The organism is Shigella sp. FJ200513, from assembly GCF_040495915.1.
Lineage (GTDB): Bacteria > Pseudomonadota > Gammaproteobacteria > Enterobacterales > Enterobacteriaceae > ECMA0423.
Window position 1 is genome coordinate 20,329 of the sequence record NZ_JBDYCV010000015.1, and the last position, 24,902, is coordinate 45,230.

Annotated in this window: 22 protein-coding genes and 2 pseudogenes; 15 read left to right on the forward strand and 9 right to left on the reverse strand. The window is 53.0% G+C overall.

Annotation, left to right across the window (positions count from 1 at the left end):
* The first annotated feature begins 119 nt into the window (after nucleotides 1-119).
* Nucleotides 120-727: pseudogene (locus ABZJ92_RS05370) on the forward strand (DUF1287 domain-containing protein).
* Between the two features lie 26 nt (nucleotides 728-753).
* Here ABZJ92_RS05370 and yijE read toward each other — a convergent pair.
* The 3 genes from yijE to metF all read right to left on the reverse strand — a co-directional run bounded on the left by yijE (nucleotide 754) and on the right by metF (nucleotide 5,152).
* The gene (gene yijE / locus ABZJ92_RS05375) at nucleotides 754-1,659 is read right to left on the reverse strand and encodes a cystine transporter YijE (protein WP_001577485.1); all 906 of its coding nucleotides are present in this window, start codon (nucleotides 1,657-1,659) and stop codon (nucleotides 754-756) included.
* A 93-nt stretch (nucleotides 1,660-1,752) separates the two neighbouring features.
* Nucleotides 1,753-3,933 carry a catalase/peroxidase HPI gene (katG, locus tag ABZJ92_RS05380; protein WP_005086164.1) on the reverse strand — a complete coding sequence of 727 codons (2,181 nt, stop codon included), beginning with the start codon at nucleotides 3,931-3,933 and terminating at the stop codon, nucleotides 1,753-1,755.
* Between the two features lie 328 nt (nucleotides 3,934-4,261).
* Complete coding sequence (gene metF, locus ABZJ92_RS05385) at nucleotides 4,262-5,152, reverse strand: methylenetetrahydrofolate reductase (protein WP_000007523.1); 891 nt, start codon at nucleotides 5,150-5,152, stop codon at nucleotides 4,262-4,264.
* A gap of 75 nt (nucleotides 5,153-5,227) precedes the next feature.
* Between metF and ABZJ92_RS05390 the strand changes: the two genes are divergently transcribed.
* Nucleotides 5,228-5,362, forward strand: coding sequence for a hypothetical protein (locus ABZJ92_RS05390; protein ID WP_000660586.1), 135 nt, complete (start codon nucleotides 5,228-5,230; stop codon nucleotides 5,360-5,362).
* Nucleotides 5,363-5,500: 138 nt separating this feature from the next.
* On the opposite strand, the gene metL is transcribed toward ABZJ92_RS05390, so the two are convergent.
* Nucleotides 5,501-7,933 carry a bifunctional aspartate kinase/homoserine dehydrogenase II gene (gene metL, locus ABZJ92_RS05395; protein ID WP_000110746.1) on the reverse strand — a complete coding sequence of 811 codons (2,433 nt, stop codon included), beginning with the start codon at nucleotides 7,931-7,933 and terminating at the stop codon, nucleotides 5,501-5,503.
* Nucleotides 7,934-7,935: 2 nt separating this feature from the next.
* Entirely contained in the window at nucleotides 7,936-9,096 is a 1,161-nt protein-coding gene (metB, locus tag ABZJ92_RS05400; protein ID WP_353765427.1) for a cystathionine gamma-synthase, read from the reverse strand.
* 276 nt (nucleotides 9,097-9,372) lie between these two features.
* Here metB and metJ point away from each other — a divergent pair, with 276 nt between their 5' ends.
* On the forward strand, nucleotides 9,373-9,690 hold the full coding sequence (gene metJ, locus ABZJ92_RS05405) for a met regulon transcriptional regulator MetJ (RefSeq protein ID WP_000852812.1): 318 nt from the start codon (nucleotides 9,373-9,375) through the stop codon (nucleotides 9,688-9,690).
* Nucleotides 9,691-9,873: 183 nt separating this feature from the next.
* A complete protein-coding gene (locus tag ABZJ92_RS05410; RefSeq protein WP_000797352.1) occupies nucleotides 9,874-10,482 on the forward strand; it encodes a YiiX family permuted papain-like enzyme in 609 nt (202 codons plus the stop codon).
* Between the two features lie 60 nt (nucleotides 10,483-10,542).
* Here the strand turns inward: ABZJ92_RS05410 and rpmE are convergent, their stop codons facing one another.
* Entirely contained in the window at nucleotides 10,543-10,755 is a 213-nt protein-coding gene (rpmE, locus tag ABZJ92_RS05415) for a 50S ribosomal protein L31 (protein WP_000710768.1), read from the reverse strand.
* A 202-nt stretch (nucleotides 10,756-10,957) separates the two neighbouring features.
* Here rpmE and priA point away from each other — a divergent pair, with 202 nt between their 5' ends.
* The 7 genes from priA to rraA all read left to right on the forward strand — a co-directional run bounded on the left by priA (nucleotide 10,958) and on the right by rraA (nucleotide 18,923).
* The gene (priA, locus tag ABZJ92_RS05420; protein WP_005050440.1) at nucleotides 10,958-13,156 is read left to right on the forward strand and encodes a primosomal protein N'; all 2,199 of its coding nucleotides are present in this window, start codon (nucleotides 10,958-10,960) and stop codon (nucleotides 13,154-13,156) included.
* Nucleotides 13,157-13,311: 155 nt separating this feature from the next.
* Nucleotides 13,312-14,337 carry a DNA-binding transcriptional regulator CytR gene (gene cytR, locus ABZJ92_RS05425; protein ID WP_000644904.1) on the forward strand — a complete coding sequence of 342 codons (1,026 nt, stop codon included), beginning with the start codon at nucleotides 13,312-13,314 and terminating at the stop codon, nucleotides 14,335-14,337.
* A 91-nt stretch (nucleotides 14,338-14,428) separates the two neighbouring features.
* Complete coding sequence (ftsN, locus tag ABZJ92_RS05430; protein WP_000068834.1) at nucleotides 14,429-15,388, forward strand: cell division protein FtsN; 960 nt, start codon at nucleotides 14,429-14,431, stop codon at nucleotides 15,386-15,388.
* A 92-nt stretch (nucleotides 15,389-15,480) separates the two neighbouring features.
* Nucleotides 15,481-16,011: an ATP-dependent protease subunit HslV gene (gene hslV / locus ABZJ92_RS05435; protein ID WP_000208242.1), complete on the forward strand. Its 531-nt coding sequence runs from the start codon at nucleotides 15,481-15,483 to the stop codon at nucleotides 16,009-16,011.
* 9 nt (nucleotides 16,012-16,020) lie between these two features.
* Entirely contained in the window at nucleotides 16,021-17,352 is a 1,332-nt protein-coding gene (hslU, locus tag ABZJ92_RS05440; protein WP_001293341.1) for an HslU--HslV peptidase ATPase subunit, read from the forward strand.
* A 66-nt stretch (nucleotides 17,353-17,418) separates the two neighbouring features.
* Nucleotides 17,419-18,345 carry a 1,4-dihydroxy-2-naphthoate polyprenyltransferase gene (menA, locus tag ABZJ92_RS05445; protein ID WP_005050436.1) on the forward strand — a complete coding sequence of 309 codons (927 nt, stop codon included), beginning with the start codon at nucleotides 17,419-17,421 and terminating at the stop codon, nucleotides 18,343-18,345.
* A 92-nt stretch (nucleotides 18,346-18,437) separates the two neighbouring features.
* The gene (rraA, locus tag ABZJ92_RS05450) at nucleotides 18,438-18,923 is read left to right on the forward strand and encodes a ribonuclease E activity regulator RraA (RefSeq protein ID WP_000872908.1); all 486 of its coding nucleotides are present in this window, start codon (nucleotides 18,438-18,440) and stop codon (nucleotides 18,921-18,923) included.
* An 84-nt stretch (nucleotides 18,924-19,007) separates the two neighbouring features.
* Here rraA and zapB read toward each other — a convergent pair whose 3' ends face one another.
* Nucleotides 19,008-19,253: a septal ring assembly protein ZapB gene (gene zapB / locus ABZJ92_RS05455; RefSeq protein WP_001296623.1), complete on the reverse strand. Its 246-nt coding sequence runs from the start codon at nucleotides 19,251-19,253 to the stop codon at nucleotides 19,008-19,010.
* Nucleotides 19,254-19,678: 425 nt separating this feature from the next.
* Between zapB and glpF the strand changes: the two are divergent.
* From glpF to fpr, 4 genes and pseudogenes are all read left to right on the forward strand, one after another.
* Nucleotides 19,679-20,524 (forward strand): annotated as a pseudogene (glpF, locus tag ABZJ92_RS05460) (glycerol uptake facilitator protein GlpF).
* 22 nt (nucleotides 20,525-20,546) lie between these two features.
* Nucleotides 20,547-22,055, forward strand: coding sequence for a glycerol kinase GlpK (glpK, locus tag ABZJ92_RS05465; RefSeq protein WP_000136780.1), 1,509 nt, complete (start codon nucleotides 20,547-20,549; stop codon nucleotides 22,053-22,055).
* Between the two features lie 229 nt (nucleotides 22,056-22,284).
* Nucleotides 22,285-23,295, forward strand: a complete 1,011-nt coding sequence (gene glpX, locus ABZJ92_RS05470; RefSeq protein ID WP_001250644.1) for a class II fructose-bisphosphatase — start codon at nucleotides 22,285-22,287, stop codon at nucleotides 23,293-23,295.
* A gap of 96 nt (nucleotides 23,296-23,391) precedes the next feature.
* Entirely contained in the window at nucleotides 23,392-24,138 is a 747-nt protein-coding gene (gene fpr, locus ABZJ92_RS05475) for a ferredoxin--NADP(+) reductase (RefSeq protein ID WP_000796320.1), read from the forward strand.
* Between the two features lie 4 nt (nucleotides 24,139-24,142).
* On the opposite strand, the gene uspD is transcribed toward fpr, so the two are convergent.
* On the reverse strand, nucleotides 24,143-24,571 hold the full coding sequence (gene uspD / locus ABZJ92_RS05480) for a universal stress protein UspD (RefSeq protein ID WP_000323556.1): 429 nt from the start codon (nucleotides 24,569-24,571) through the stop codon (nucleotides 24,143-24,145).
* A 26-nt stretch (nucleotides 24,572-24,597) separates the two neighbouring features.
* On the reverse strand, nucleotides 24,598-24,897 hold the full coding sequence (locus tag ABZJ92_RS05485) for a DUF406 domain-containing protein (protein WP_000655986.1): 300 nt from the start codon (nucleotides 24,895-24,897) through the stop codon (nucleotides 24,598-24,600).
* Between the last annotated feature and the right edge of the window lie 5 nt (nucleotides 24,898-24,902).

Sequence of the window (24,902 nt, forward strand, 5' to 3'; positions counted from 1 at the left end):
TAATCTGAAACTCCCACGTTGTTCAGGAGTTTTTTATCCGCTTCTGGACATTTTCTCCACAGAACAATCGTTAGCCCGGAAGGTCGAATCTGTGACTCTTATTTTCACGGACGAACCAGATGAAAGCTTCACTGGCGCTGCTCAGCCTGCTAACGGCATTTACCAGCCACTCCTTAAAATCTCCCGCCGTTCCACCAACCGTGGTACAAATCCAGGCCAATACCAACCTTGCCATCGCAGACGGTGCCAGACAGCAAATTGGCAGCACGCTATTTTACGATCGCAGCTTACCTATCCTGGCGGTGATGTTCCGCAAGAACGCGGTGTATGTTCCGATATGGTGATCCGCGCATTGCGCAGCCAGAAGGTCGATTTGCAGAAACTGGTTCACGAAGATATGGCGAAGAATTTTGCTGAGTACCCGCAAAAATGGAAGTTAAAGCGCCCGGACAGCAACATCGATCACCGTCGGGTGCCTAATCTGGAAACCTGGTTTAGCCGCCACAACAAAACACGCCCCATCAGTAAAAATGCCGGTGACTATCAAGCGGGCGATATTGTCTCCTGGCGATTAGATAACGGGCTGGCGCATATTGGGGTGGCGTCAGATGGCTTCGCCCGCGACGGTACGCCGCTGGTGATACATAACATTGGCGCAGGCGCGCAGGAAGAAGATGTGCTGTTTAGCTGGCGGATGGTGGGGCATTATCGTTATTTTGTTAAATAAGAGATCGCCCCACATGAAGAAAAAATTCAGATGCTTTTTACACTGACAGCTTCTTTTTTCTTACGGCTCACCAGCGCCAGTGCCAGCACAATCAGCACAATACCGCTACCTTCAACGGCCCCCGGATTCTCACCGAGCAGCCACCAGGAAAAGAGTACGCCACAAACGGGAACGGCCAGTGTGCTTAAGCTGGCAATACTGGCAGGCAAGTTTTTCAGCACAAACAGCCATAAGCTCCACGCTAGCGCCGTCGCCAGAATCGCACTGTAGGCCAGCGCCCAGAACACGGTGGGCTGCCAGTCAATTTCACGTTGCGGCACCAGTAAAGCGACCACACTCATCACCAGCGCCGCATACAGCATCTGCCAGGATGTTAACGATAATAAATCCACGCGCGGATGACGGGCGTATAGGCGTTTAGCAACAATCGCGCTCGCCCCCCAACTAACACCGGAGAGGATTGCCAGCATGGCACTTTTCATCGAAGAGAAATCGAGTTGCCACGGCTGCAACACCAAAAATAAGCCGAAAGCGGCAATCAGAATCGCGAAATATTGCCCACGTCGCAGGCGTTCACCGAGAAACAACGCGGCGAAAATCACCACCCAGAACGGCATGGTATAGCTCAGGATCGCCACCTTCCCCGCACCTCCGCTGACCAACGCCCACTGCGCCAGACCAACCATCCCGCAGGTTTGTAACAGGGCAATGGCTAAGGTGTATTTAAACGGCGTCGGGCGCATTCCGCGACCACGTAATAAAAGGACGATGAATAAAACGAGAGCGCCGAAAATGCAGCGTAAGGCGGTAAAGTCGAAGGCACCGATGTAACTGGTGACTTGCTTCATGAAAATCCAGCTATAACTCCAGATAAGTGTGAGCACAACCAAGCCACTGATTGCCAGTGGGTTGCTCTTTCCTGCGGCAGACATGAGAGATCCAGTGTGTAGTTTTCCTGTGGACACTATACGCCGGTAAAGAAACTTCAGCGACTGCCTGAAAGACAGTCGCTGAAGAAGGTCAGATTACAGCAGGTCGAAACGGTCGAGGTTCATCACTTTCACCCATGCCGCTACGAAGTCTTTAACAAACTTCTCGTGGGCATCGCTGCTGGCGTAAACTTCCGCTACTGCACGCAGGACAGAGTTAGAACCAAATACCAGATCCGCACGGCTGGCTGTGTATTTCACTTCGCCGGTTTCGCGGTCACGTCCTTCGAACAGCTCTTTCGATTCGTCAGTCGCTTTCCACTCGTAACGCATATCCAGCAAGTTCACGAAGAAGTCATTGCTCAATACGCCAACGCGGTCAGTGAAGACGCCGTTTTTGCTGCCATCGAAGTTGGCACCCAGTACACGCATCCCGCCCACCAGCGCAGTCATTTCCGGCGCGGTCAGCGTCAGTTGCTGTGCTTTGTCGATCAGCAGTGACTCGGTGGTGGAAACGTCCAGACGAGCGCGATAGTTACGGAAACCGTCAGCAATTGGCTCCAGCAGCTCAAACATCTCAATGTCAGTCTGATCCTGACGCGCATCAACGCGACCCGGCGCAAACGGTACATGAATGCTCAAACCTGCGGCGCTTGCGGCTTTCTCAACACCAACCACACCAGCCAGCACGATGATATCCGCCAGCGAGGCTTTACCAGACTCTTTCTGGATTTTCTCCAGAACAGGCAGAGCACGAACGGCTGCGGCGTTCACATCCCAGTCGCGCTGCGGCATTAATGCCAGACGCGCACCGTTGGCACCACCGCGTTTGTCGCCACCACGGAAGGTAGAAGCAGATGCCCAGGCCACCGATACCAGCTCACTAACAGACAGACCAGAATCCGCAATCGCGAATTTCAGATCGATAATGTCCTGCTCGGTCGGGTTGTAGATCGGCTGCGGCAGCGGATCTTGCCAGATCAGATCTTCTTTCGGCACTTCCGGCCCGATGTAGCGAGATTTCGGCCCCATATCCCTGTGCGTCAGTTTGAACCAGGCACGGGCAAAGGCTTCGTTGAACGCCTGCGGATCGTTGAGGAAACGACGAGAGATCTTCTCGAACTCAGGATCAAAACGCAGCGTCAGGTCGGTCACCAGCATTGTCGGTTTACGTTTCTTCGACGGATCGAACGGATCCGGGATAATTTCCGGTGCGTCTACCGCTTCGAACTGGATTGCTCCAGCCGGACTGCGGGTCTGTACCCACTCATACTTGAACAGATTCTCGAAGAAATAGTTGCTCCACTGGATCGGCGTCTGGGTCCAGACTACTTCCAGACCAGAGGTAATGGCATCTGCGCCAACGCCGCTGCCGTAAGTGCTCGCCCAGCCTAAACCTTGTTCTTCAATCGGTGCAGCTTCTGGATCAGGACCTACGTTTGATGTCGGACCGGCACCGTGGGTTTTACCCAGCGTATGACCACCCGCAATCAGCGCCACGGTTTCTTCGTCGTTCATGCCCATGTTGCCGAAGGTCGCGCGGATAGCTGCTGCCGCAGAAAGCGGTTCGCCGCTGTGATCCGGGCCTTCCGGGTTAACGTAAATCAGGCCCATCTCGGTTGCACCCAGCGGTGCTTTCGCCAGCGCTTCCGGATGACGGTGAGTCAGCCAGGCTTTTTCATCACCCCAGTTAACATCCAGATCCGGTTCCCAGACGTCTTCACGACCGGCACCAAAACCGAAGGTACGGAAGCCGGAGTTTTCCAGCGCCACGTTACCTGCGAGGATAAACAGGTCGGCCCAGGAGATTTTCTGACCATATTTCTGTTTGATTGGCCACAACAGGCGACGCGCTTTATCGAGGCTTACGTTATCCGGCCAGGAGTTCAGCGGTGCAAAACGTTGCTGACCACGACCCGCGCCGCCGCGTCCATCGATTGAACGGTAAGTACCTGCGCCGTGCCAAGCCATACGAATAAACAGACCGGCGTAGCTGCCCCAGTCGGCTGGCCACCACGGCTGAGATTCTGTCAGCAGGGCTTTCAGATCTTTTTTCAGGCCGTAGTAATCTAATTTGCTGAATTCTTTGCGGTAGTCAAAGTCCTCACCCAGCGGGTTAGAACGATTAGAATGTTGGTTTAACAGGTCAACACGGAGTTGATTTGGCCACCAGTCGCGAGTGGTTGTGCCCGCCCCCGCGCTCTGGTCGTGACCGCCCTGATGGAACGGGCATTTGCCAGTGGCTGTGGTGTTATGGATATCGTCTGACGTGCTCATCAATGTGCTCCCCTCTACAGTGTTACCGTTACGATACACAGCGTTAGAGAGAAGTTATAATTGAATTAATCCACGGATGCGATAGTTGAGATCTTACATATTGTTGGTTAAAGAGATGTAGATCAAATTGATCGTAATTAAGCTTTTTTGATTATGTCCGAATTCGGACAAATGCTTTATAAAAAAGGGTTTTAGCTTCATATCCTTCAAGTAATGAGGGAGAAAACAAGGCTGACAACCTTATTTTCCCGCCCTCATTTCGAGGCAGCATTTTGTGCTCTGTTTAAAATTTGTGATCACTGTGTGATTTTCACAAAAGCCACACTATTTATAAACCAGGTCGAACACCCAGCGTATGGCAAATCGCGTAACTCATTTCAGCGCGGTTAAGCGTATAGAAGTGGAAATCTTTCACTCCTTCACGGCTTAAAATCTTCACCATATCCATGGCAATATTCGCGCCCACCAGTTTGCGGGTTTCGGCATCGTCATCCAGCCCGTCAAACATTTGCGCCATCCACGCCGGAATACGCACGTTGGTCATGTCGGCAAATTTCTTCGCCTGTTTAAAGTTAGATACCGGCAAAATGCCCGGGATGATTTCCACATCAATGCCCGCCGATACACAGCGGTCACGAAAACGCAGGTAGCTTTCGACATCGAAGAAGAACTGAGTAATCGCGCGGTTGGCTCCGGCATCCACTTTGCGTTTCAGATTAAGCAAATCCGCCTGAGCGCTTTTTGCTTCCGGGTGAACTTCCGGATACGCCGCCACGGATATATCGAAATCTGCCACTTCTTTTAACAGCGTCACCAGGTCAGAAGCATACATTTCTGGCTTACCACTTCCCGGCGGCAGATCGCCACGCAGTGCCACGATATGACGAATACCGTTATTCCAGTAGTCGCGTGCAATGGTGCGCAGCTCGTCGGGCGTCGCATCAATGCAAGTAAGATGCGGTGCCGCTTCCAGACCAGTGCGATCTTTAATGCCTTTAATAATGCTGTGCGTACGGTCGCGCTCGCCGGAGTTCGCGCCATAGGTCACCGATACAAACTTCGGTTTCAGGCTGCTAAGGCGATCGATGGAGTTCCACAGGGTCTGCTCCATTTCACTGGTACGCGGCGGGAAAAACTCGAACGAAACGTTAATCTGCCCCTGGACTTCTGCCAGGCTCTGATTCAGGGCATCCCGCTGGCTGGCGTGAAAAAAGCTCATACCTTACCTCATCAATCGCTTGTAGTTATATGTTGTGTTGTGCACATCTATCCATTTAGACGTCCAGATGTAAAGATGAAGGAAAAGCCGAAGGGCGTCAACCGAAAAATGACCAATGATGGTGAGGAAAAATCAGGGAAGATGAAAAAACTTCAGGATGGTAAGAAAAAGAAAATCCGATATGCAAAGCAAACCGGACTGCAAATATAAACTAACCATGTACTTATTGCTTCTTGCCGGATTCGTCGTAAACGCTTCATCCGGCCTAATTCTATGATAATTCAATATATTTCATTAGAAACCATAGACCCGAAAACATGAGTACCGGGCATTATTAAATTTCTGAAATTACAACAACTGTGCCAGCCGGTTGATATCCGACTGAATCGCCCCGGCGGTGACGTCGCGCCCAGCGCCAGGCCCACGGATCACCAGCGGATTATCGCGGTACCAGCGGCTTTCGATGGCAAAGACGTTATCGCATGGCAGCAGTGATGCCAGCGGATAGTCTTCACGCACCGCCTCCACGCCCACACGCGCTTTGCCGTTGGCATCGAAACGCGCCACGTAGCGCAGCACCAGCCCCATTTCGCGGGCCGCTTCCAGCCGTTGCACCATCTGCTCGTTAAGTTCATCGCCATTTTCAAAGAAATGGTCGATGCTGCCGCCTTCGCAATGAGCAGGCACCAGCGATTCCACACGTACCTGGTCCGGTTCAATGTTGTAACCCGCTTCACGCGCCAGAATCACCAGCTTGCGCATTACGTCTTTGCCGGAGAGGTCGTCACGCGGATCAGGCTCGGTTAAGCCCTGCTGCCACGCCTGATCCACCAGCTCGGTAAACGGCACGCTACCGTCGAATTGCAGGAACAGCCAGGAGAGCGTGCCGGAGAAGATCCCACTGATCGACAAAATGGTATCGCCGCTGTCGATCAGATCGCGCACGGTATGGTTGATCGGCAAGCCCGCACCAACGGTGGCGTTGTATAGCCAGTGACGCCCGGTTTTTTCGAAGGCGTCGTGGATCTGGCGATATTTATTGCTGTCGCTTGCTCCCGCCAGTTTGTTGGCACTGATGACGTGGAAACCGTGGCTGGCGAAATCGAGATACTGATCAGCAAGCTGCTGGCTGGCGGTAACGTCCAACACCACTAAATCATCATACGGATGGGCGCGCATCCACAGGAAAAGCGACTCTTCATCCTGCTCGACCGCTTCATCGTTGAAGAAGGCTAACGCGCGGCTGGCGTCCAGCCCGTCATAACTCAACAGACTGCGGCGGCTGTCCACCACGCCTGCCAGCACAAATTCAAAGCCGGTACGCGCCGAAAGCGTGCTCTGCTCGCGGGCGAACAGTTCCAGCCAGCGAGAGCCGATATTGCCTTTGCCGAACAATACCAGGCCGATGCGTTTTTCTGCGCGGAAGACGGACTGATGCAGCCCCTGAATCAGGCTTTCGGTCGGGCCGGTGCGCAGTACTGCCACCAGACTGATGCCGTCATCGGACTGCCACGTAAACTCGACCGGCTGGCCTTTCAGTTGCTGCCAGAAGCGGTGGCAATGCAGCGGGTTACGGGTGACACCCGCCCCGACCATCGCCACCAGCGCCAGCCCCTGACGCAGGCGCAGTTCTCCAGGTAATCCCGCTTCGTCGAGGATTTTCAGCGCACTGTCGGCCACTTCTGAGGTGTAGCAAAATTGCAACAACTGGCGATCGTTATGCACGCCAACCGCCAGTGGACGCACCTGGGCACGTTTCAGGATCTGGTCGATCTCTTTATGCGCCAGTTTGAAATCCTGACTGGCGGGCACCTGAAACTCAATCAAACAGACATCATCGTGGCTGGTGACAATACGCGCACCAGTACCGGAGGCCAGCACGCGTTCAATGCGCGTGGAACCTTGATCCGGCGTGTAGCTACAGCGCAGCTGCAGGTCGATTTCGCTGCCAGAAACTGGCTGTAAAGTACGGGCGTGAAGAACGGGAGCCGCCAGACGCGCCAGTTCGCTGGCCTCATCCAGACGCAGCAACGGCAGCAGGCAGGCATCTTTCACTTTACGCGGGTCGGCACTGTATACCCCGGCGACGTCGCTCCAGATGGTTACACGAGAAACACCCGCCAGCGCACCGATTTGTGTCGCGGAATAGTCGGAACCGTTACGCCCCAGCAACACCGTTTCACCGGCGTTGTTACGGCTGATAAACCCGGTCACCACCAGACGTTTGCTCGGATGTTGTACCAGTAGCTGTTGCAGCAACGGGTAAGAAAGCCCTTCATCAACCTGCGGTTGCGCAGCGCGTTCAGCGCGTAAAAACTCACGGGCATCAAGCCAGGCCGCTGGCAGCCCTTGTTGATTAAGTACCGCAGACATCAGGCGCGCCGACCACACTTCACCGTGGCCCACCACTTCCGCATACACCGCATCGTTAATACCACTGTCGAGCAACGCCGCCAGGCGCTCAAGATCGCTGACAAAAGCGCTAATGAGGCTATCGGCTTCTTCAGCGGGTAGCAGACCGCTAATCAGATCGCACTGATAGCGACGCAGCGTTTGTTGAACCTGATGCGCAGAGAGACGATCGGTCTGGCTTAGTTTCAACCAGTTAATCAACTGGTTAGTGGTGCTACCGGCGGCGGAAACCACCATCATATCGTCAGGCTGAGAGAACTCCGCCATAATGCCCGCGACACGCAAATAACACTTCACATCAGCCAGACTACTGCCACCAAATTTATGCAGCTGACGACCTTTCGCCCCTGCCTGCGCAATCACACTCATTTTTACCCCTTGTTTGCAGCCCGGAAGCCATTTTCCAGGTCGGCAATTAAATCTTCGCCATCTTCAATACCGGTGGAGATACGCAGCAGCGTCTCGGAGATCCCGGCGGCAGCACGCGCTTCTGGTGCCATGCCTGCATGTGTCATGGTTGCGGCGTGAGAGATTAAACTTTCCACTCCCCCTAATGATTCCGCCAGCGTAAACAACGACAGCCCGCCCAGGAAACGACACAGCGTCTGCTCATCGCCATCCAGTTCAAAACTCAACATTGCGCCAAAGCCTTTTTGCTGACGCGCGGCAATTTCATGCCCCTGATTTTCCGGCAGCGACGGGTGATACAGTTTTTTCACCAACGGCTGGGTTTGCAGATATTTCACAATCGCCTGCGCGTTGCGCTGCGCCAGCTCCATACGCGGCACCAGCGTTCGCAACCCGCGTAGCAGCAGATAGCTGTCAAACGCGCCGCCCGTCACGCCAATATTGTTTGCCCACCAGGCAAGTTCAGTGACAACGTCCGGGTCTTTAGCAATCACCACGCCAGCCACCACGTCAGAGTGACCGTTCAGATATTTCGTACATGAATGCAACACCAGATCGGCACCCAATGCCAGCGGATTTTGTAATGCCGGGCTTAAGAAGGTGTTATCCACCACGCTCACCGCCCCGACTTCCCTTGCCAGATGGCAGATTTTCGCAATATCCACGACGCGTAACAATGGATTACTTGGGCTTTCTACCAGTACCAGTTTGGGTTTTTCTGCCAGCGCTGCCCGTAATGCCTGTTCATCGCCTTGATCAACAAACAACACGCGATAGCAACCGCGTTTCGCCAGACTGTCGAACAGGCGATAGCTACCGCCGTAGCAGTCGTGCGGCGCAACCAGCAGATCGCCAGGTTTCAAAAAGACGGTCGTTACCAGGTGAATCGCGGACATGCCGGTATTAGTAAGTACTGCGCCAGCACCGCCTTCCAGTTCTGCCAGCGCACGCTGAACCACATCGCGCGTTGGGTTGCCGCGACGCGAGTAATCATGCGCGCGCGGTTCATTAAATCCGGTAAAGTTATAGGTGCTGGAAAGATAGATGGGAGGGACAACGCAACCATACTGTTCGTCGTCATTTAACCCGCTACGCACTGCGATGGTGGCCTGTTTACGCGTCATGTGATGAAGTTTCCTGGGCTTTGTCGGTGAAATGTCAGGCACCAGAGTAAACATTGTGTTAATGGACGTCAATACATCTGGACATCTAAACTTCTTTGCGTATAGATTGAGCAAATCCCAAATAGCCGTTAAAATTATATGCATTATCACGCCGACAGGTGCATTACACGATGTCACGGTAACGCCTGTACGGTAAACTATGCGGGTTTACGGTCAGTACCCACATAAATTGTGGGGTCTGGTCTCAATTTATTGACGAAGAGGATTAAGTATCTCATGGCTGAATGGAGCGGCGAATATATCAGCCCATACGCTGAGCACGGCAAGAAGAGTGAACAAGTCAAAAAGATTACGGTTTCCATTCCTCTTAAGGTGTTAAAAATCCTCACCGATGAACGCACGCGTCGTCAGGTGAACAACCTGCGTCACGCTACCAACAGCGAGCTGCTGTGCGAAGCGTTTCTGCATGCCTTTACCGGGCAACCTTTGCCGGATGATGCCGATCTGCGTAAAGAGCGCAGCGACGAAATCCCGGAAGCGGCAAAAGAGATCATGCGTGAGATGGGGATTAACCCGGAGACGTGGGAATACTAAAGCGGAAAAGAGCGGCGCGGAGTGGAATCGCCTGATGCACTACGCTTATCAGGCCTACGTCATATTGCAATTTATTGAATTTGCACGAACTTGTAGGCCGGATAAGGCGTTCACGCCGCATCCGGCATAAACAACGAGCACGTTGTCTGCGACCCACCGCTTTTTATACATGGACGTTTAACTATGAAAAACAGGCTGCTGATCCTCAGCCTGCTGGTTTCTGTACCTGCCTTTGCCTGGCAGCCGCAAACTGGCGACATCATCTTTCAAATCTCTCGCTCATCGCAAAGTAAAGCGATCCAACTGGCAACCCATTCCGATTACAGCCACACCGGTATGCTGGTGATGCGTAACAAAAAGCCCTACGTTTTTGAAGCGGTCGGCCCGGTGAAATACACCCCGCTCAAGCAGTGGATTGCCCATGGTGAAAAGGGCAACTACGTTGTTCGCCGCGTTGAAGGCGGACTGAGTGTTGAACAACAGCAAAAACTGACGCAAACGGCAAAACGTTATCTCGGTAAACCGTATGATTTCAGCTTCTCATGGAGCGACGATCGCCAGTACTGTTCGGAAGTGGTGTGGAAGGTTTACCAGAACGCGCTGGGAATGCGCGTGGGCGAACAGCAGAAGTTGAAAGAGTTTGATCTCAGCAACCCGCTGGTCCAGGCGAAGCTCAAAGAACGCTACGGTAAAAATATTCCGCTTGAGGAAACGGTAGTTTCACCACAAGCCGTTTTCGACGCGCCACAACTCACCACGGTTGCCAAAGAGTGGCCGCTGTTTTCGTGGTGATACGACCAAAATTCAGGCACAAAAAAAGCGCCGTGCGGCGCTTTTTTCGGAAATCCGGTCTTATTTGCTGCCCGGGATGTTGAAACGCTTGTTGAAGCGGTCAACACGGCCACCGGTAGCAACATCACGCTGTTTGCCAGTGAAGAACGGGTGGCACTTGCTGCACACGTCGAGGTTCAGGTCATGACCAACGGTGGAGCGGATTTTTATTACGTTACCGCAAGAGCAGCTAGCAGTAATTTCTTCGTATTTCGGGTGAATATCTTTTTTCATGGGAAAACCTCGGTTTAAGGCCGCGTCGCTCTTCCAGCCCTAACGCCAGACACCACGCGATGTTAAAAGTATAGCTTCAATACGATCATTTCGTACGAAGGCGCGAAATCATACAGAAATTAACCAGCGTATGCAAACTGATCCGCACTCTTCTACGGCAATGTGTATACTAACCCACCGAATTTCAAGTCAGGATGATGCTATGCCCGTTGCCCACGTTGCCTTGCCCGTTCCGCTTCCTCGTACCTTTGACTATCTGCTGCCAGAAGGCATGACGGTTAAAGCTGGGTGTCGCGTGCGCGTGCCGTTTGGCAAACAGCAGGAGCGCATCGGGATTGTGGTATCAGTTAGCGATGCCAGCGAACTGCCGCTCACTGAGCTAAAAGCGGTAGTCGAAGTGCTGGATGGTGAGCCGGTGTTTACTCACTCCGTCTGGCGATTGCTGCTATGGGCGGCAGATTACTATCATCATCCGATTGGCGATGTGCTGTTTCATGCCTTGCCGATTTTACTACGCCAGGGGCGGCCTGCGGCGAACGCGCCGATGTGGTACTGGTTTGCCACTGAACAAGGTCAGGCGGTGGATCTGAACAGCCTGAAACGCTCACCCAAGCAACAACAGGCGCTGGCAGCGTTACGGCAAGGCAAAATCTGGCGCGACCAGGTTGCCACGCTCGAATTTAATGATGCCGCGTTGCAGGCGCTGCGCAAAAAAGGTCTGTGTGATTTAGCAAGTGAAACACCAGAGTTTAGCGACTGGCGAACGAACTATGCCGTTTCTGGTGAGCGGTTGCGATTGAATACCGAACAGGCCACCGCCGTTGGCGCAATTCATAGCGCGGCAGATACTTTTTCTGCCTGGCTGCTGGCGGGCGTTACCGGTTCCGGTAAAACGGAGGTTTATCTCAGTGTACTGGAAAACGTGCTCGCTCAGGGCAAACAGGCGCTGGTGATGGTGCCGGAAATCGGCCTGACACCGCAAACTATCGCCCGTTTTCGTGAACGGTTTAATGCGCCCGTGGAAGTTCTGCATTCCGGTCTGAACGACAGCGAGCGTCTTTCGGCGTGGCTGAAAGCGAAAAATGGCGAGGCGGCGATTGTGATCGGCACCCGCTCCGCGCTGTTTACGCCGTTTAAAAATCTCGGCGTGATTGTCATTGACGAAGAGCACGACAGTTCCTACAAGCAGCAGGAAGGCTGGCGCTATCATGCCCGCGACCTGGCGGTGTATCGTGCGCATAGCGAGCAAATCCCGATTATTCTTGGCTCCGCAACGCCCGCGCTGGAAACGTTGTGCAACGTCCAGCAGAAAAAATACCGCCTGCTGCGCCTGACGCGCCGGGCGGGGAATGCGCGTCCGGCAATTCAACACGTGCTGGATTTAAAAGGTCAGAAGGTGCAGGCAGGTCTGGCTCCGGCGTTAATCACCCGTATGCGCCAGCATTTACAGGCCAACAATCAGGTTATCCTCTTTCTTAACCGCCGTGGCTTTGCGCCTGCGCTACTGTGCCACGACTGCGGCTGGATTGCCGAATGCCCACGTTGCGATCACTACTACACGCTGCATCAGGCGCAACAGCATTTGCGCTGTCACCACTGTGACAGTCAGCGTCCGGTGCCGCGCCAGTGCCCTTCCTGCGGTTCCACGCACCTGGTACCCGTGGGGCTGGGCACCGAACAGCTTGAACAGACGCTTGCGCCGCTGTTCCCTGATGTGCCCATTTCTCGTATCGACCGCGATACCACCAGCCGCAAAGGGGCGCTGGAACAGCAACTGGCGGAAGTACATCGCGGCGGTGCGAGGATTTTGATCGGCACACAAATGCTGGCGAAAGGTCACCACTTTCCGGATGTGACGCTGGTGGCGTTACTGGATGTGGACGGCGCGCTGTTTTCTGCCGATTTTCGCTCGGCAGAGCGTTTCGCTCAGCTTTACACCCAGGTCGCTGGTCGTGCCGGGCGTGCGGGTAAACAAGGCGAAGTGGTGCTGCAAACGCACCATCCGGAACATCCTCTGTTGCAAACGTTGCTCTATAAAGGCTACGATGCCTTTGCCGAACAGGCGCTGGCTGAGCGACGGATGATGCAACTGCCGCCATGGACCAGCCATGTGATTGTGCGTGCGGAAGATCATAACAATCAGCATGCGCCGCTGTTCCTGCAACAACTGCGTAATCTGATCCTCTCCAGCCCGCTGGCAGACGACAAACTGTGGGTTCTCGGTCCGGTTCCGGCACTGGCACCTAAACGTGGCGGTCGCTGGCGCTGGCAGATATTGTTGCAGCACCCTTCCCGCGTGCGCTTGCAACACATCATTAGTGGTACGCTGGCGCTCATCAATACAATACCGGATTCCCGCAAGGTGAAATGGGTACTGGATGTTGATCCGATTGAGGGTTAAACCGCTTACGATGCGAGGCGGATCGAAAAATTCAATATTCATCACACTTTTCATGAAAATTCTGTAACCGTTTTCACGCGCTATCTGCTAAAAATGTTGCCGATGTGAAGTAAACATGGATGTAGTACGCCTGACGTGCCAGGCGAGGAGTGAGTGTGAAAGCGAAGAAGCAGGAAACTGCCGCGACCATGAAAGACGTTGCCCTCAAGGCAAAAGTCTCTACAGCGACTGTCTCCCGAGCATTAATGAATCCCGATAAAGTCTCCCAGGCCACCCGTAATCGGGTTGAAAAAGCGGCCCGGGAAGTGGGTTATTTACCGCAGCCTATGGGGCGCAACGTCAAGCGTAATGAATCCCGCACCATTCTGGTGATTGTCCCGGATATCTGCGATCCCTTCTTTAGCGAAATTATTCGCGGTATCGAAGTTACGGCGGCAAATCACGGATATCTGGTGCTGATTGGCGACTGTGCGCATCAAAATCAGCAGGAAAAAACCTTTATCGATTTGATCATCACCAAGCAAATTGATGGCATGTTGCTGCTGGGTTCAAGGCTGCCGTTTGATGCCAGCATTGAGGAACAGCGTAATCTGCCGCCGATGGTGATGGCGAACGAATTTGCACCGGAACTGGAGCTGCCTACCGTTCATATCGACAATCTGACCGCCGCATTTGATGCAGTAAATTATTTATATGAGCAAGGGCATAAACGGATTGGCTGTATAGCCGGTCCCGAAGAGATGCCACTGTGTCACTACCGCCTGCAAGGCTATGTTCAGGCGCTGCGTCGCTGCGGAATTATGGTTGATCCACAATACATCGCCCGTGGCGACTTCACCTTCGAAGCCGGAAGCAAAGCAATGCAACAGCTGCTTGATCTTCCACAACCGCCTACTGCAGTCTTCTGCCATAGCGATGTGATGGCGCTCGGCGCACTTTCTCAGGCAAAACGCCAGGGGCTGAAAGTCCCGGAAGACCTTTCCATAATCGGTTTTGATAACATCGACCTGACGCAATTTTGTGATCCGCCGCTGACAACCATCGCGCAGCCGCGTTACGAAATCGGTCGGGAAGCTATGCTGTTATTGCTTGATCAAATGCAGGGGCAACACGTTGGCAGTGGCTCTCGTTTAATGGACTGCGAACTTATCATCCGGGGATCAACACGCGCGTTACCTTAAAGTAAACCTTTAAGACTGCCGTGACTGGTCAAAGGCCCGCCGCTTAAGTAACATGGCGGGCTGACGAACGAATAAATACAGCGAAACGATAGTGGCACAACGAGATTATGTACGCCGCAGCCAACCGGCACCTTCGCGGCGAAAAAAGAGCACCTCACGGAAAAAGCAACGAAATCTGCCTGCGGTTTCTCCCGCTATGGTCGCTATTGCTGCCGCCGTTCTTGTGACCTTTATCGGTGGTCTGTACTTCATTACGCATCACAAGAAAGAAGAGTCCGAGACGCTGCAAAGCCAGAAAGTGACCGGAAACGGACTACCACCAAAACCAGAAGAACGCTGGCGCTACATTAAAGAGCTGGAAAGTCGCCAGCCGGGTGTGCGTGCGCCCACAGAACCTTCTGCCGGTGGTGAAGTGAAAACGCCGGAGCAACTGACACCAGAACAACGTCAGCTTCTTGAACAAATGCAGGCTGATATGCGCCAGCAGCCAACGCAGCTGGTTGAGGTTCCGTGGAATGAACAGACGCCGGAACAGCGTCAGCAAACGCTACAACGCCAGCGTCAGGCGCAGCAATTAGCGGAGCAGCAACGCCTGGCTCAGCAGTCGCGTACGACTGAACAAAGCTGGCAGCAGCAGACGCGTACGTCGCAAGCCGCGCCGGTACAGGCGCAACCGCGCCAGTCTAAACCAGCTTCTACTCAGCAGCCGTACCAGGATCTGCTGCAAACCCCTGCGCACACGACCGCGCAGTCGAAGCCGCAGCAAGCTGCGCCGGTTGCTCGTGCCGCTGACGCGCCAAAACCGACGGCGGAGAAAAAAGACGAACGCCGCTGGATGGTGCAGTGCGGTTCGTTCAGAGGCGCGGAACAGGCAGAGACGGTACGTGCTCAGCTGGCGTTCGAAGGATTTGACTCGAAAATCACCACCAACAATGGCTGGAATCGTGTGGTCATTGGCCCGGTGAAAGGCAAAGAGAACGCAGACAGCACCCTCAATCGGTTGAAGATGGCGGGTCATACAAACTGCATTCGGCTCGCCGCCGGGGGTTGAAACCCTCAAAATCCCCCCCATCTATAATTGCATTATGCCCCGTACTTTTGTACGGGGTTTGTACTCTGTATTCGTAACCAAGGGGTCAGCTCGTGACAACTATAGTAAGCGTACGCCGTAACGGCCATGTGGTCATCGCTGGTGATGGTCAGGCCACGTTGGGCAATACCGTAATGAAAGGCAACGTGAAAAAGGTCCGCCGTCTGTACAACGACAAAGTCATCGCGGGCTTTGCGGGCGGTACTGCGGATGCTTTTACGCTGTTCGAACTGTTTGAACGTAAACTGGAAATGCATCAGGGCCATCTGGTTAAAGCCGCCGTTGAGCTGGCAAAAGACTGGCGTACCGATCGCATGCTGCGCAAACTTGAAGCACTGCTGGCAGTCGCGGATGAAACTGCATCGCTTATCATCACCGGTAACGGTGACGTGGTGCAGCCAGAAAACGATCTTATTGCTATCGGCTCCGGCGGCCCTTACGCCCAGGCTGCGGCGCGCGCGCTGTTAGAAAACACTGAACTTAGCGCCCGTGAAATTGCTGAAAAGGCGTTGGATATTGCAGGCGACATTTGCATCTATACCAACCATTTCCACACCATCGAAGAATTAAGCTACAAAGCGTAAGGATCTCCCATGTCTGAAATGACCCCACGCGAAATCGTCAGCGAACTGGATAAGCACATCATCGGCCAGGACAACGCCAAGCGTTCTGTGGCGATTGCTCTGCGTAACCGCTGGCGTCGCATGCAGCTCAACGAAGAGCTGCGCCATGAAGTGACCCCGAAAAATATCCTGATGATCGGCCCGACCGGTGTCGGTAAAACTGAAATCGCCCGTCGTCTGGCTAAGCTGGCGAATGCGCCGTTCATCAAAGTTGAAGCGACCAAATTTACCGAAGTGGGCTACGTCGGTAAGGAAGTTGATTCTATTATTCGCGATCTGACCGATGCCGCCGTGAAAATGGTACGCGTCCAGGCTATCGAGAAAAACCGTTATCGCGCTGAAGAACTGGCAGAAGAACGTATTCTCGACGTGCTGATCCCACCTGCTAAAAACAACTGGGGACAGACTGAACAGCAGCAGGAACCTTCCGCTGCTCGTCAGGCATTCCGCAAAAAACTGCGTGAAGGCCAGCTTGATGACAAAGAAATCGAGATCGATCTTGCCGCAGCACCGATGGGCGTTGAAATTATGGCTCCTCCGGGCATGGAAGAGATGACCAGCCAGCTGCAGTCCATGTTCCAGAACCTGGGCGGCCAGAAGCAAAAAGCGCGTAAGCTGAAAATCAAAGACGCCATGAAGCTGCTGATTGAAGAAGAAGCGGCGAAACTGGTGAACCCGGAAGAGCTGAAGCAAGACGCTATCGACGCTGTTGAGCAGCACGGGATCGTGTTTATCGACGAAATCGACAAAATCTGTAAGCGCGGCGAGTCTTCCGGTCCGGATGTTTCTCGTGAAGGCGTTCAGCGTGACCTGCTGCCGCTGGTAGAAGGTTGCACCGTTTCCACCAAACACGGGATGGTCAAAACTGACCACATTCTGTTTATCGCTTCTGGCGCGTTCCAGATTGCGAAACCGTCTGACCTGATCCCGGAACTGCAAGGTCGGCTGCCAATCCGCGTTGAACTGCAGGCACTGACCACCAGCGACTTCGAGCGTATTCTGACCGAGCCGAATGCCTCTATCACCGTGCAGTACAAAGCACTGATGGCGACTGAAGGCGTAAATATCGAGTTTACCGACTCCGGTATTAAACGCATCGCGGAAGCGGCATGGCAGGTGAACGAATCTACCGAAAACATCGGTGCTCGTCGTTTACACACTGTTCTGGAGCGTTTAATGGAAGAGATTTCCTACGACGCCAGCGATTTAAGCGGTCAAAATATCACTATTGACGCAGATTATGTGAGCAAACATCTGGATGCGTTGGTGGCAGATGAAGATCTGAGCCGTTTTATCCTATAATCGCGTTCAATCATTTTCATCATTGTTTGATGGGGCTGAAAGGCCCCATTTTTATTGGCGCGTATTATGACTGAACAACAAATTAGCCGAACTCAGGCGTGGCTGGAAAGTTTACGACCTAAAACCCTCCCCCTCGCCTTTGCTGCAATTATCGTCGGGACGGCGCTGGCATGGTGGCAAGGTCACTTCGATCCGCTGGTCGCCCTGCTGGCACTAATTACCGCCGGGCTATTACAGATCCTTTCTAACCTCGCCAATGATTACGGCGATGCGGTAAAAGGCAGCGATAAACCTGACCGCATTGGGCCGCTACGCGGCATGCAAAAAGGGGTCATTACCCAGCAAAAGATGAAACGGGCGCTCATTATTACCGTCGTGCTCATCTGTCTCTCCGGGCTGGCACTGGTTGCAGTGGCATGCCATACGCTGGCCGATTTTGTCGGTTTCCTGATTCTTGGCGGGTTGTCGATCATTGCCGCTATCACCTACACCGTGGGCAATCGTCCTTATGGTTATATCGGTCTGGGTGATATTTCCGTACTGGTTTTCTTTGGCTGGTTGAGTGTCATGGGGAGCTGGTATTTACAGGCTCATACATTGATTCCGGCACTGATCCTTCCGGCGACCGCATGCGGCCTGCTGGCAACGGCAGTACTGAATATTAATAACCTGCGTGATATCAATAGCGACCGCGAAAATGGCAAAAACACGCTGGTGGTGCGCTTAGGTGAAGTGAACGCGCGTCGTTATCATGCCTGCCTGCTGATGGGCTCGCTGGTGTGTCTGGCGCTGTTTAATCTCTTTTCGCTGCATAGCCTGTGGGGCTGGCTGTTCCTGCTGGCGGCACCATTACTGGTGAAGCAAGCCCGTTATGTGATGCGGGAAATGGACCCGGTGGCGATGCGACCAATGCTGGAACGTACTGTCAAGGGAGCGTTACTGACTAACCTGCTGTTTGTTTTAGGGATATTCCTAAGCCAGTGGGCAGCATAACTGACAAATATCAATTAACAATTGATGATTTTGCCAACAGCCCACATAGCGCGATATACTGAAAATTCTCGCAGCAACTGAATGTTAAGCCTATGAAATACGATACTTCCGAGCTTTGTGACATCTATCAAGAAGATGTTAACGTCGTGGAACCGCTGTTCTCCAACTTTGGCGGACGGGCGTCGTTTGGCGGACAAATAATCACGGTAAAATGTTTCGAGGACAACGGGTTGCTGTACGATCTGCTCGAACAGAATGGCCGTGGTCGTGTTCTTGTCGTCGATGGCGGTGGTTCTGTTCGTCGCGCACTGGTCGATGCTGAACTGGCGCGTCTGGCAGTACAAAATGAATGGGAAGGTCTGGTCATTTACGGCGCGGTGCGTCAGGTAGATGACCTGGAAGAGTTGGATATCGGCATCCAGGCGATGGCGGCAATTCCGGTTGGTGCCGCTGGCGAAGGCATTGGCGAAAGCGATGTCCGCGTCAATTTTGGCGGTGTCACCTTCTTCTCCGGCGACCATCTTTATGCCGACAATACCGGGATTATTCTTTCAGAAGATCCGCTGGATATTGAATGATAAGAAAGGCACCGCAAGGTGCCTTTTTTCTGCGTTACCTGTTGGCCTACACAGTAAAGAAATTACGCGAAAGATGAAGCGTAATCAGACCTCTTCCATGCGACCCAGCAGGGCCTGCAGACGTTCCTGCCAGCCGTTCTGCTGTTCTTTCAGATGGTTGTTCTCACGCTCCAGCTCTTCGCGCTGATGCTGGGCATTTTGAACTTCCTGCGACAGTGAGTTGTTTTTTTCTTTCAGCTCTTCGATTTCCATCTGCAACAGAGTGATGGTATCAATCGCCTGCTGTACTTTTGCTTCCAGTTTCTCAAACACTTCTAATGACATTGTCATACCTCTCCTGAATTGCAAGGCGTTGATGGATAAAAAATCCTCGTCCCGATTACCGGTGACGCCTTAATAAATACGAGCGCACTTTAGTTAGCTCCGATTGTATGAAGCCGCGCCATCGCTGTCCAGCGGCACGCCTTGCAGATTACGGTTTGCCACACTTTTCATCCTTCTCCTAGTGACATAATCCACATCAATCGAAAATGTTAATAAATTTGTTGCGCGAATGATCTAACAAACATGCATCATGTACAATCAGATGGAATAAATGGCGCGATAACGCTCATTTTATGACGAAGCACACACATTTTAAGTTCGATATTTCTCGTTTTTGCTCGTTAACGATAAGTTAACAGCATGCCTACAAGCATCGTGGAGGTCCGTGACTTTCACGCATACAACAAACATTAACTCTTCAGGATCCGATTATGAGTCAAACATCAACCTTGAAAGGCCAGTGCATTGCTGAATTCCTCGGTACCGGGTTGTTGATTTTTTTCGGTGTGGGTTGCGTTGCAGCACTAAAAGTCGCTGGTGCGTCTTTTGGTCAGTGGGAAATCAGTGTCATTTGGGGACTGGGGGTGGCAATGGCCATCTACCTGACCGCAGGGGTTTCCGGCGCGCATCTTAATCCCGCTGTTACCATTGCATTGTGGCTGTTTGCCTGTTTCGACAAGCGCAAAGTTATTCCTTTTATCGTTTCACAAGTTGCCGGCGCTTTCTGCGCTGCGGCTTTAGTTTACGGGCTTTACTACAATTTATTTTTCGACTTCGAGCAGACTCATCACATTGTTCGCGGCAGCGTTGAAAGTGTTGATCTGGCTGGCACTTTCTCTACTTACCCTAATCCTCATATCAATTTTGTGCAGGCTTTCGCAGTTGAGATGGTGATTACCGCTATTCTGATGGGGCTGATCCTGGCGTTAACGGACGATGGCAACGGTGTACCACGCGGCCCTTTGGCTCCCTTGCTGATTGGTCTACTGATTGCGGTCATTGGCGCATCTATGGGCCCATTGACAGGTTTTGCCATGAACCCAGCGCGTGACTTCGGTCCGAAAGTCTTTGCCTAGCTGGCGGGCTGGGGCAATGTCGCCTTTACCGGCGGCAGAGACATTCCTTACTTCCTGGTGCCGCTTTTCAGCCCTATCGTTGGCGCGATTGTAGGTGCATTTGCCTACCGCAAACTGATTGGTCGCCATTTGCCTTGCGATATCTGTGTTGTGGAAGAAAAGGAAACCACAACTCCTTCAGAACAAAAAGCTTCGCTGTAATATGACTACGGGACAATTAAACATGACTGAAAAAAAATATATCGTTGCGCTCGACCAGGGCACCACCAGCTCCCGCGCGGTCGTAATGGATCACGATGCCAATATCATTAGCGTGTCGCAGCGCGAATTTGAGCAAATCTACCCAAAACCAGGTTGGGTAGAACACGACCCAATGGAAATCTGGGCCACCCAAAGCTCCACGCTGGTAGAAGTGCTGGCGAAAGCCGATATCAGTTCCGATCAAATTGCAGCTATCGGTATTACGAACCAGCGTGAAACCACTATTGTCTGGGAAAAAGAAACCGGCAAGCCTATCTATAACGCCATTGTCTGGCAGTGCCGTCGTACCGCAGAAATCTGCGAGCATTTAAAACGTGACGGTTTAGAAGATTATATCCGCAGCAATACCGGTCTGGTGATTGACCCGTACTTTTCTGGCACCAAAGTGAAGTGGATCCTCGACCATGTGGAAGGCTCTCACGAGCGTGCACGTCGTGGTGAATTGCTGTTTGGTACGGTTGATACGTGGCTTATCTGGAAAATGACTCAGGGCCGTGTCCATGTGACCGATTACACCAACGCCTCTCGTACCATGTTGTTCAACATCCATACCCTGGACTGGGACGACAAAATGCTGGAAGTGCTGGATATTCCGCGCGAGATGCTGCCAGAAGTGCGTCGTTCTTCCGAAGTATACGGTCAGACTAACATTGGCGGCAAAGGCGGCACGCGTATTCCAATCTCCGGGATCGCCGGTGACCAGCAGGCCGCGCTGTTTGGTCAGTTGTGCGTGAAAGAAGGGATGGCGAAGAACACCTATGGCACTGGCTGCTTTATGCTGATGAACACTGGCGAGAAAGCGGTGAAATCAGAAAACGGCCTGCTGACCACCATCGCCTGCGGCCCGACTGGCGAAGTGAACTATGCGTTGGAAGGTGCGGTGTTTATGGCAGGCGCATCCATTCAGTGGCTGCGCGATGAGATGAAGTTGATTAACGACGCCTACGATTCCGAATATTTCGCCACCAAAGTGCAAAACACCAATGGTGTGTATGTGGTTCCGGCATTTACCGGGCTGGGTGCGCCGTACTGGGACCCGTATGCGCGCGGGGCGATTTTCGGTCTGACTCGTGGGGTGAACGCTAACCACATTATACGCGCGACGCTGGAGTCTATTGCTTATCAGACGCGTGACGTGCTGGAAGCGATGCAGGCCGACTCTGGTATCCGTCTGCACGCCCTGCGCGTGGATGGTGGCGCAGTAGCAAACAATTTCCTGATGCAGTTCCAGTCCGATATTCTCGGCACCCGCGTTGAGCGCCCGGAAGTGCGCGAAGTCACCGCATTGGGTGCGGCCTATCTCGCAGGCCTGGCGGTTGGCTTCTGGCAGAACCTCGACGAGCTGCAAGAGAAAGCGGTGATTGAGCGCGAGTTCCGTCCAGGCATCGAAACCACTGAGCGTAATTACCGTTACGCAGGCTGGAAAAAAGCGGTCAAACGCGCGATGGCGTGGGAAGAACACGACGAGTAATGTCAGGCACCTGAATCGATTGCCTGATGCTGATCGCCTGATGCGACGCTTACGCGTCTTATCAGGCCTACGAGCCAATGCCATTTTGTGTAGGCGGGATAAGGCGTTCACGCCGCATCCGGCATCACGCAGACTCTGAAACCGTGCGGGGGCAACCCCGCACACATCAATAATCCCACCCTTCCCCTGTGCTACACTTCGCGCCATTCCTTACTGCTTAGAGTTTGCTATGAGACGAGAACTTGCCATCGAATTTTCCCGCGTCACCGAATCTGCGGCGCTGGCTGGCTACAAATGGTTAGGACGCGGCGATAAAAACACCGCGGACGGCGCGGCGGTAAACGCCATGCGTATTATGCTCAACCAGGTCAACATTGACGGCACCATCGTCATTGGTGAAGGTGAAATCGACGAAGCACCGATGCTCTACATTGGTGAAAAAGTCGGTACTGGTCGCGGCGACGCGGTAGATATTGCTGTTGATCCGATTGAAGGCACGCGCATGACGGCGATGGGCCAGGCTAACGCGCTGGCGGTGCTGGCAGTAGGCGATAAAGGCTGCTTCCTCAATGCGCCGGATATGTATATGGAGAAGCTGATTGTCGGGCCGGGAGCCAAAGGCACCATTGATCTGAACCTGCCGCTGGCGGATAACCTGCGCAATGTAGCGGCGGCGCTCGGCAAACCGTTGAGCGAACTGACGGTAACGATTCTGGCTAAACCACGCCACGATGCCGTTATCGCTGAAATGCAGCAACTCGGCGTACGCGTATTTGCTATTCCGGACGGCGACGTTGCGGCCTCAATTCTCACCTGTATGCCAGACAGCGAAGTTGACGTGCTGTACGGTATTGGTGGCGCGCCGGAAGGCGTGGTTTCTGCGGCGGTGATCCGCGCATTAGATGGCGACATGAACGGTCGTCTGCTGGCGCGTCATGACGTCAAAGGCGACAACGAAGAGAATCGTCGCATTGGCGAGCAGGAGCTGGCACGCTGCAAAGCGATGGGCATCGAAGCCGGTAAAGTATTGCGTCTGGGCGATATGGCGCGCAGCGATAACGTCATCTTCTCTGCCACCGGTATTACCAAAGGCGATCTGCTGGAAGGTATTAGCCGCAAAGGCAATATCGCGACTACCGAAACGCTGCTGATCCGCGGCAAGTCACGCACCATTCGCCGCATTCAGTCCATCCACTATCTGGATCGCAAAGACCCGGAAATGCAGGTGCACATTCTCTGAGTGATTTGATCGATTGAGCCTTCCAGTCCTTCGGGACTGGAATTTTTTTGTTCGGAGAACGAAGATAAGGCAAGTCAATCAAAACAGGAGAAAAACATGGCTGATTGGGTAACAGGCAAAGTCACTAAAGTGCAGAACTGGACCGACGCCCTGTTTAGTCTCACCGTTCACGCCCCCGTGCTTCCGTTTACCGCCGGGCAATTTACCAAGCTTGGCCTTGAAATCGACGGCGAACGCGTCCAGCGCGCCTACTCCTATGTTAACTCGCCCGATAATCCCGATCTGGAGTTTTACCTGGTCACCGTCCCCGATGGCAAATTAAGCCCACGATTGGCGGCACTGAAACCGGGCGATGAAGTGCAGGTGGTTAGCGAAGCAGCTGGCTTCTTTGTTCTGGATGAAGTACCGGACTGCGAAACGCTATGGATGCTGGCAACCGGTACAGCGATTGGCCCTTATTTATCGATTCTGCAACTAGGCAAAGATTTAGATCGCTTCAAAAATCTGGTCCTGGTTCACGCCGCACGTTATGCCGCCGACTTAAGCTATTTGCCACTGATGCAAGAACTGGAAAAACGCTACGAAGGCAAACTGCGCATTCAGACGGTGGTCAGTCGGGAAACGGCAGCGGGGTCGCTCACCGGACGGATACCGGCATTAATTGAAAGTGGGGAACTGGAAAGCGCGATTGGCCTGCCGATGAATAAAGAAACCAGCCATGTGATGCTGTGCGGCAATCCACAGATGGTGCGCGATACACAACAGTTGCTGAAAGAGACCCGGCAGATGACGAAACATTTACGTCGCCGACCGGGCCATATGACAGCGGAGCATTACTGGTAAGCGGTTACTTATCGATAAACGGCACGATGAGCAAATCCGCACTCATCTTATTGATCATCCCGCGATATGCCGGCATCAAACGGTTGATAAATGAGTGATGATGACCACAGACAAGGAGGTCGCACTGCTCTTTTTGCATAATTTCCAGCAGTGTTTCCGGCATTTCTCCGCGTTCAATACGCAGTTTTGTCTTCGGCCATTGAATATTTTTCGTCAGTTTATACAGCTTGTTATCCGACTTATTCTTCAACAATTGAAGAATATCTTCTGTTGCAGGGAAGTAGATACCCGGATACAACTCGCTTAAGCCATCATCAATATGAATTAACGTCAGGTGAGCGTCATTATGTCTGGCGAGCTCCAGGGCTTTATTCACCAGTAAGGCATCTTCTTCATTCCCGGAAATTGCCACGCCAATGTGTTTATAAGCCATGTTTAACTCCTTCTAAAGCAACTCCATCAAGCTAACGAACGCAGTGATAACTCAAAAATAATCATCTCGGCCTGGCATGAGAAAGTGAAGGCCGCATCAAGCTCAACTTGCCCCTCCAGATCCTTAATCTTATAGGCCACGCTGGCCCCTTCATCTGCAGAGGATGCAGCGGCGGCAAGCTCTTTCAGTTTGGTCATAAAAGACTCTGCTTCTTCGCGGGTGGCAAAAAAGCGCGAAAACTTACTGGTACAGTTGTCGTTATCAATCACCGTACCGATATCAATCGCACATCCTTTAGTACTGCATTTATCTACGACATCTTTCATAGGGC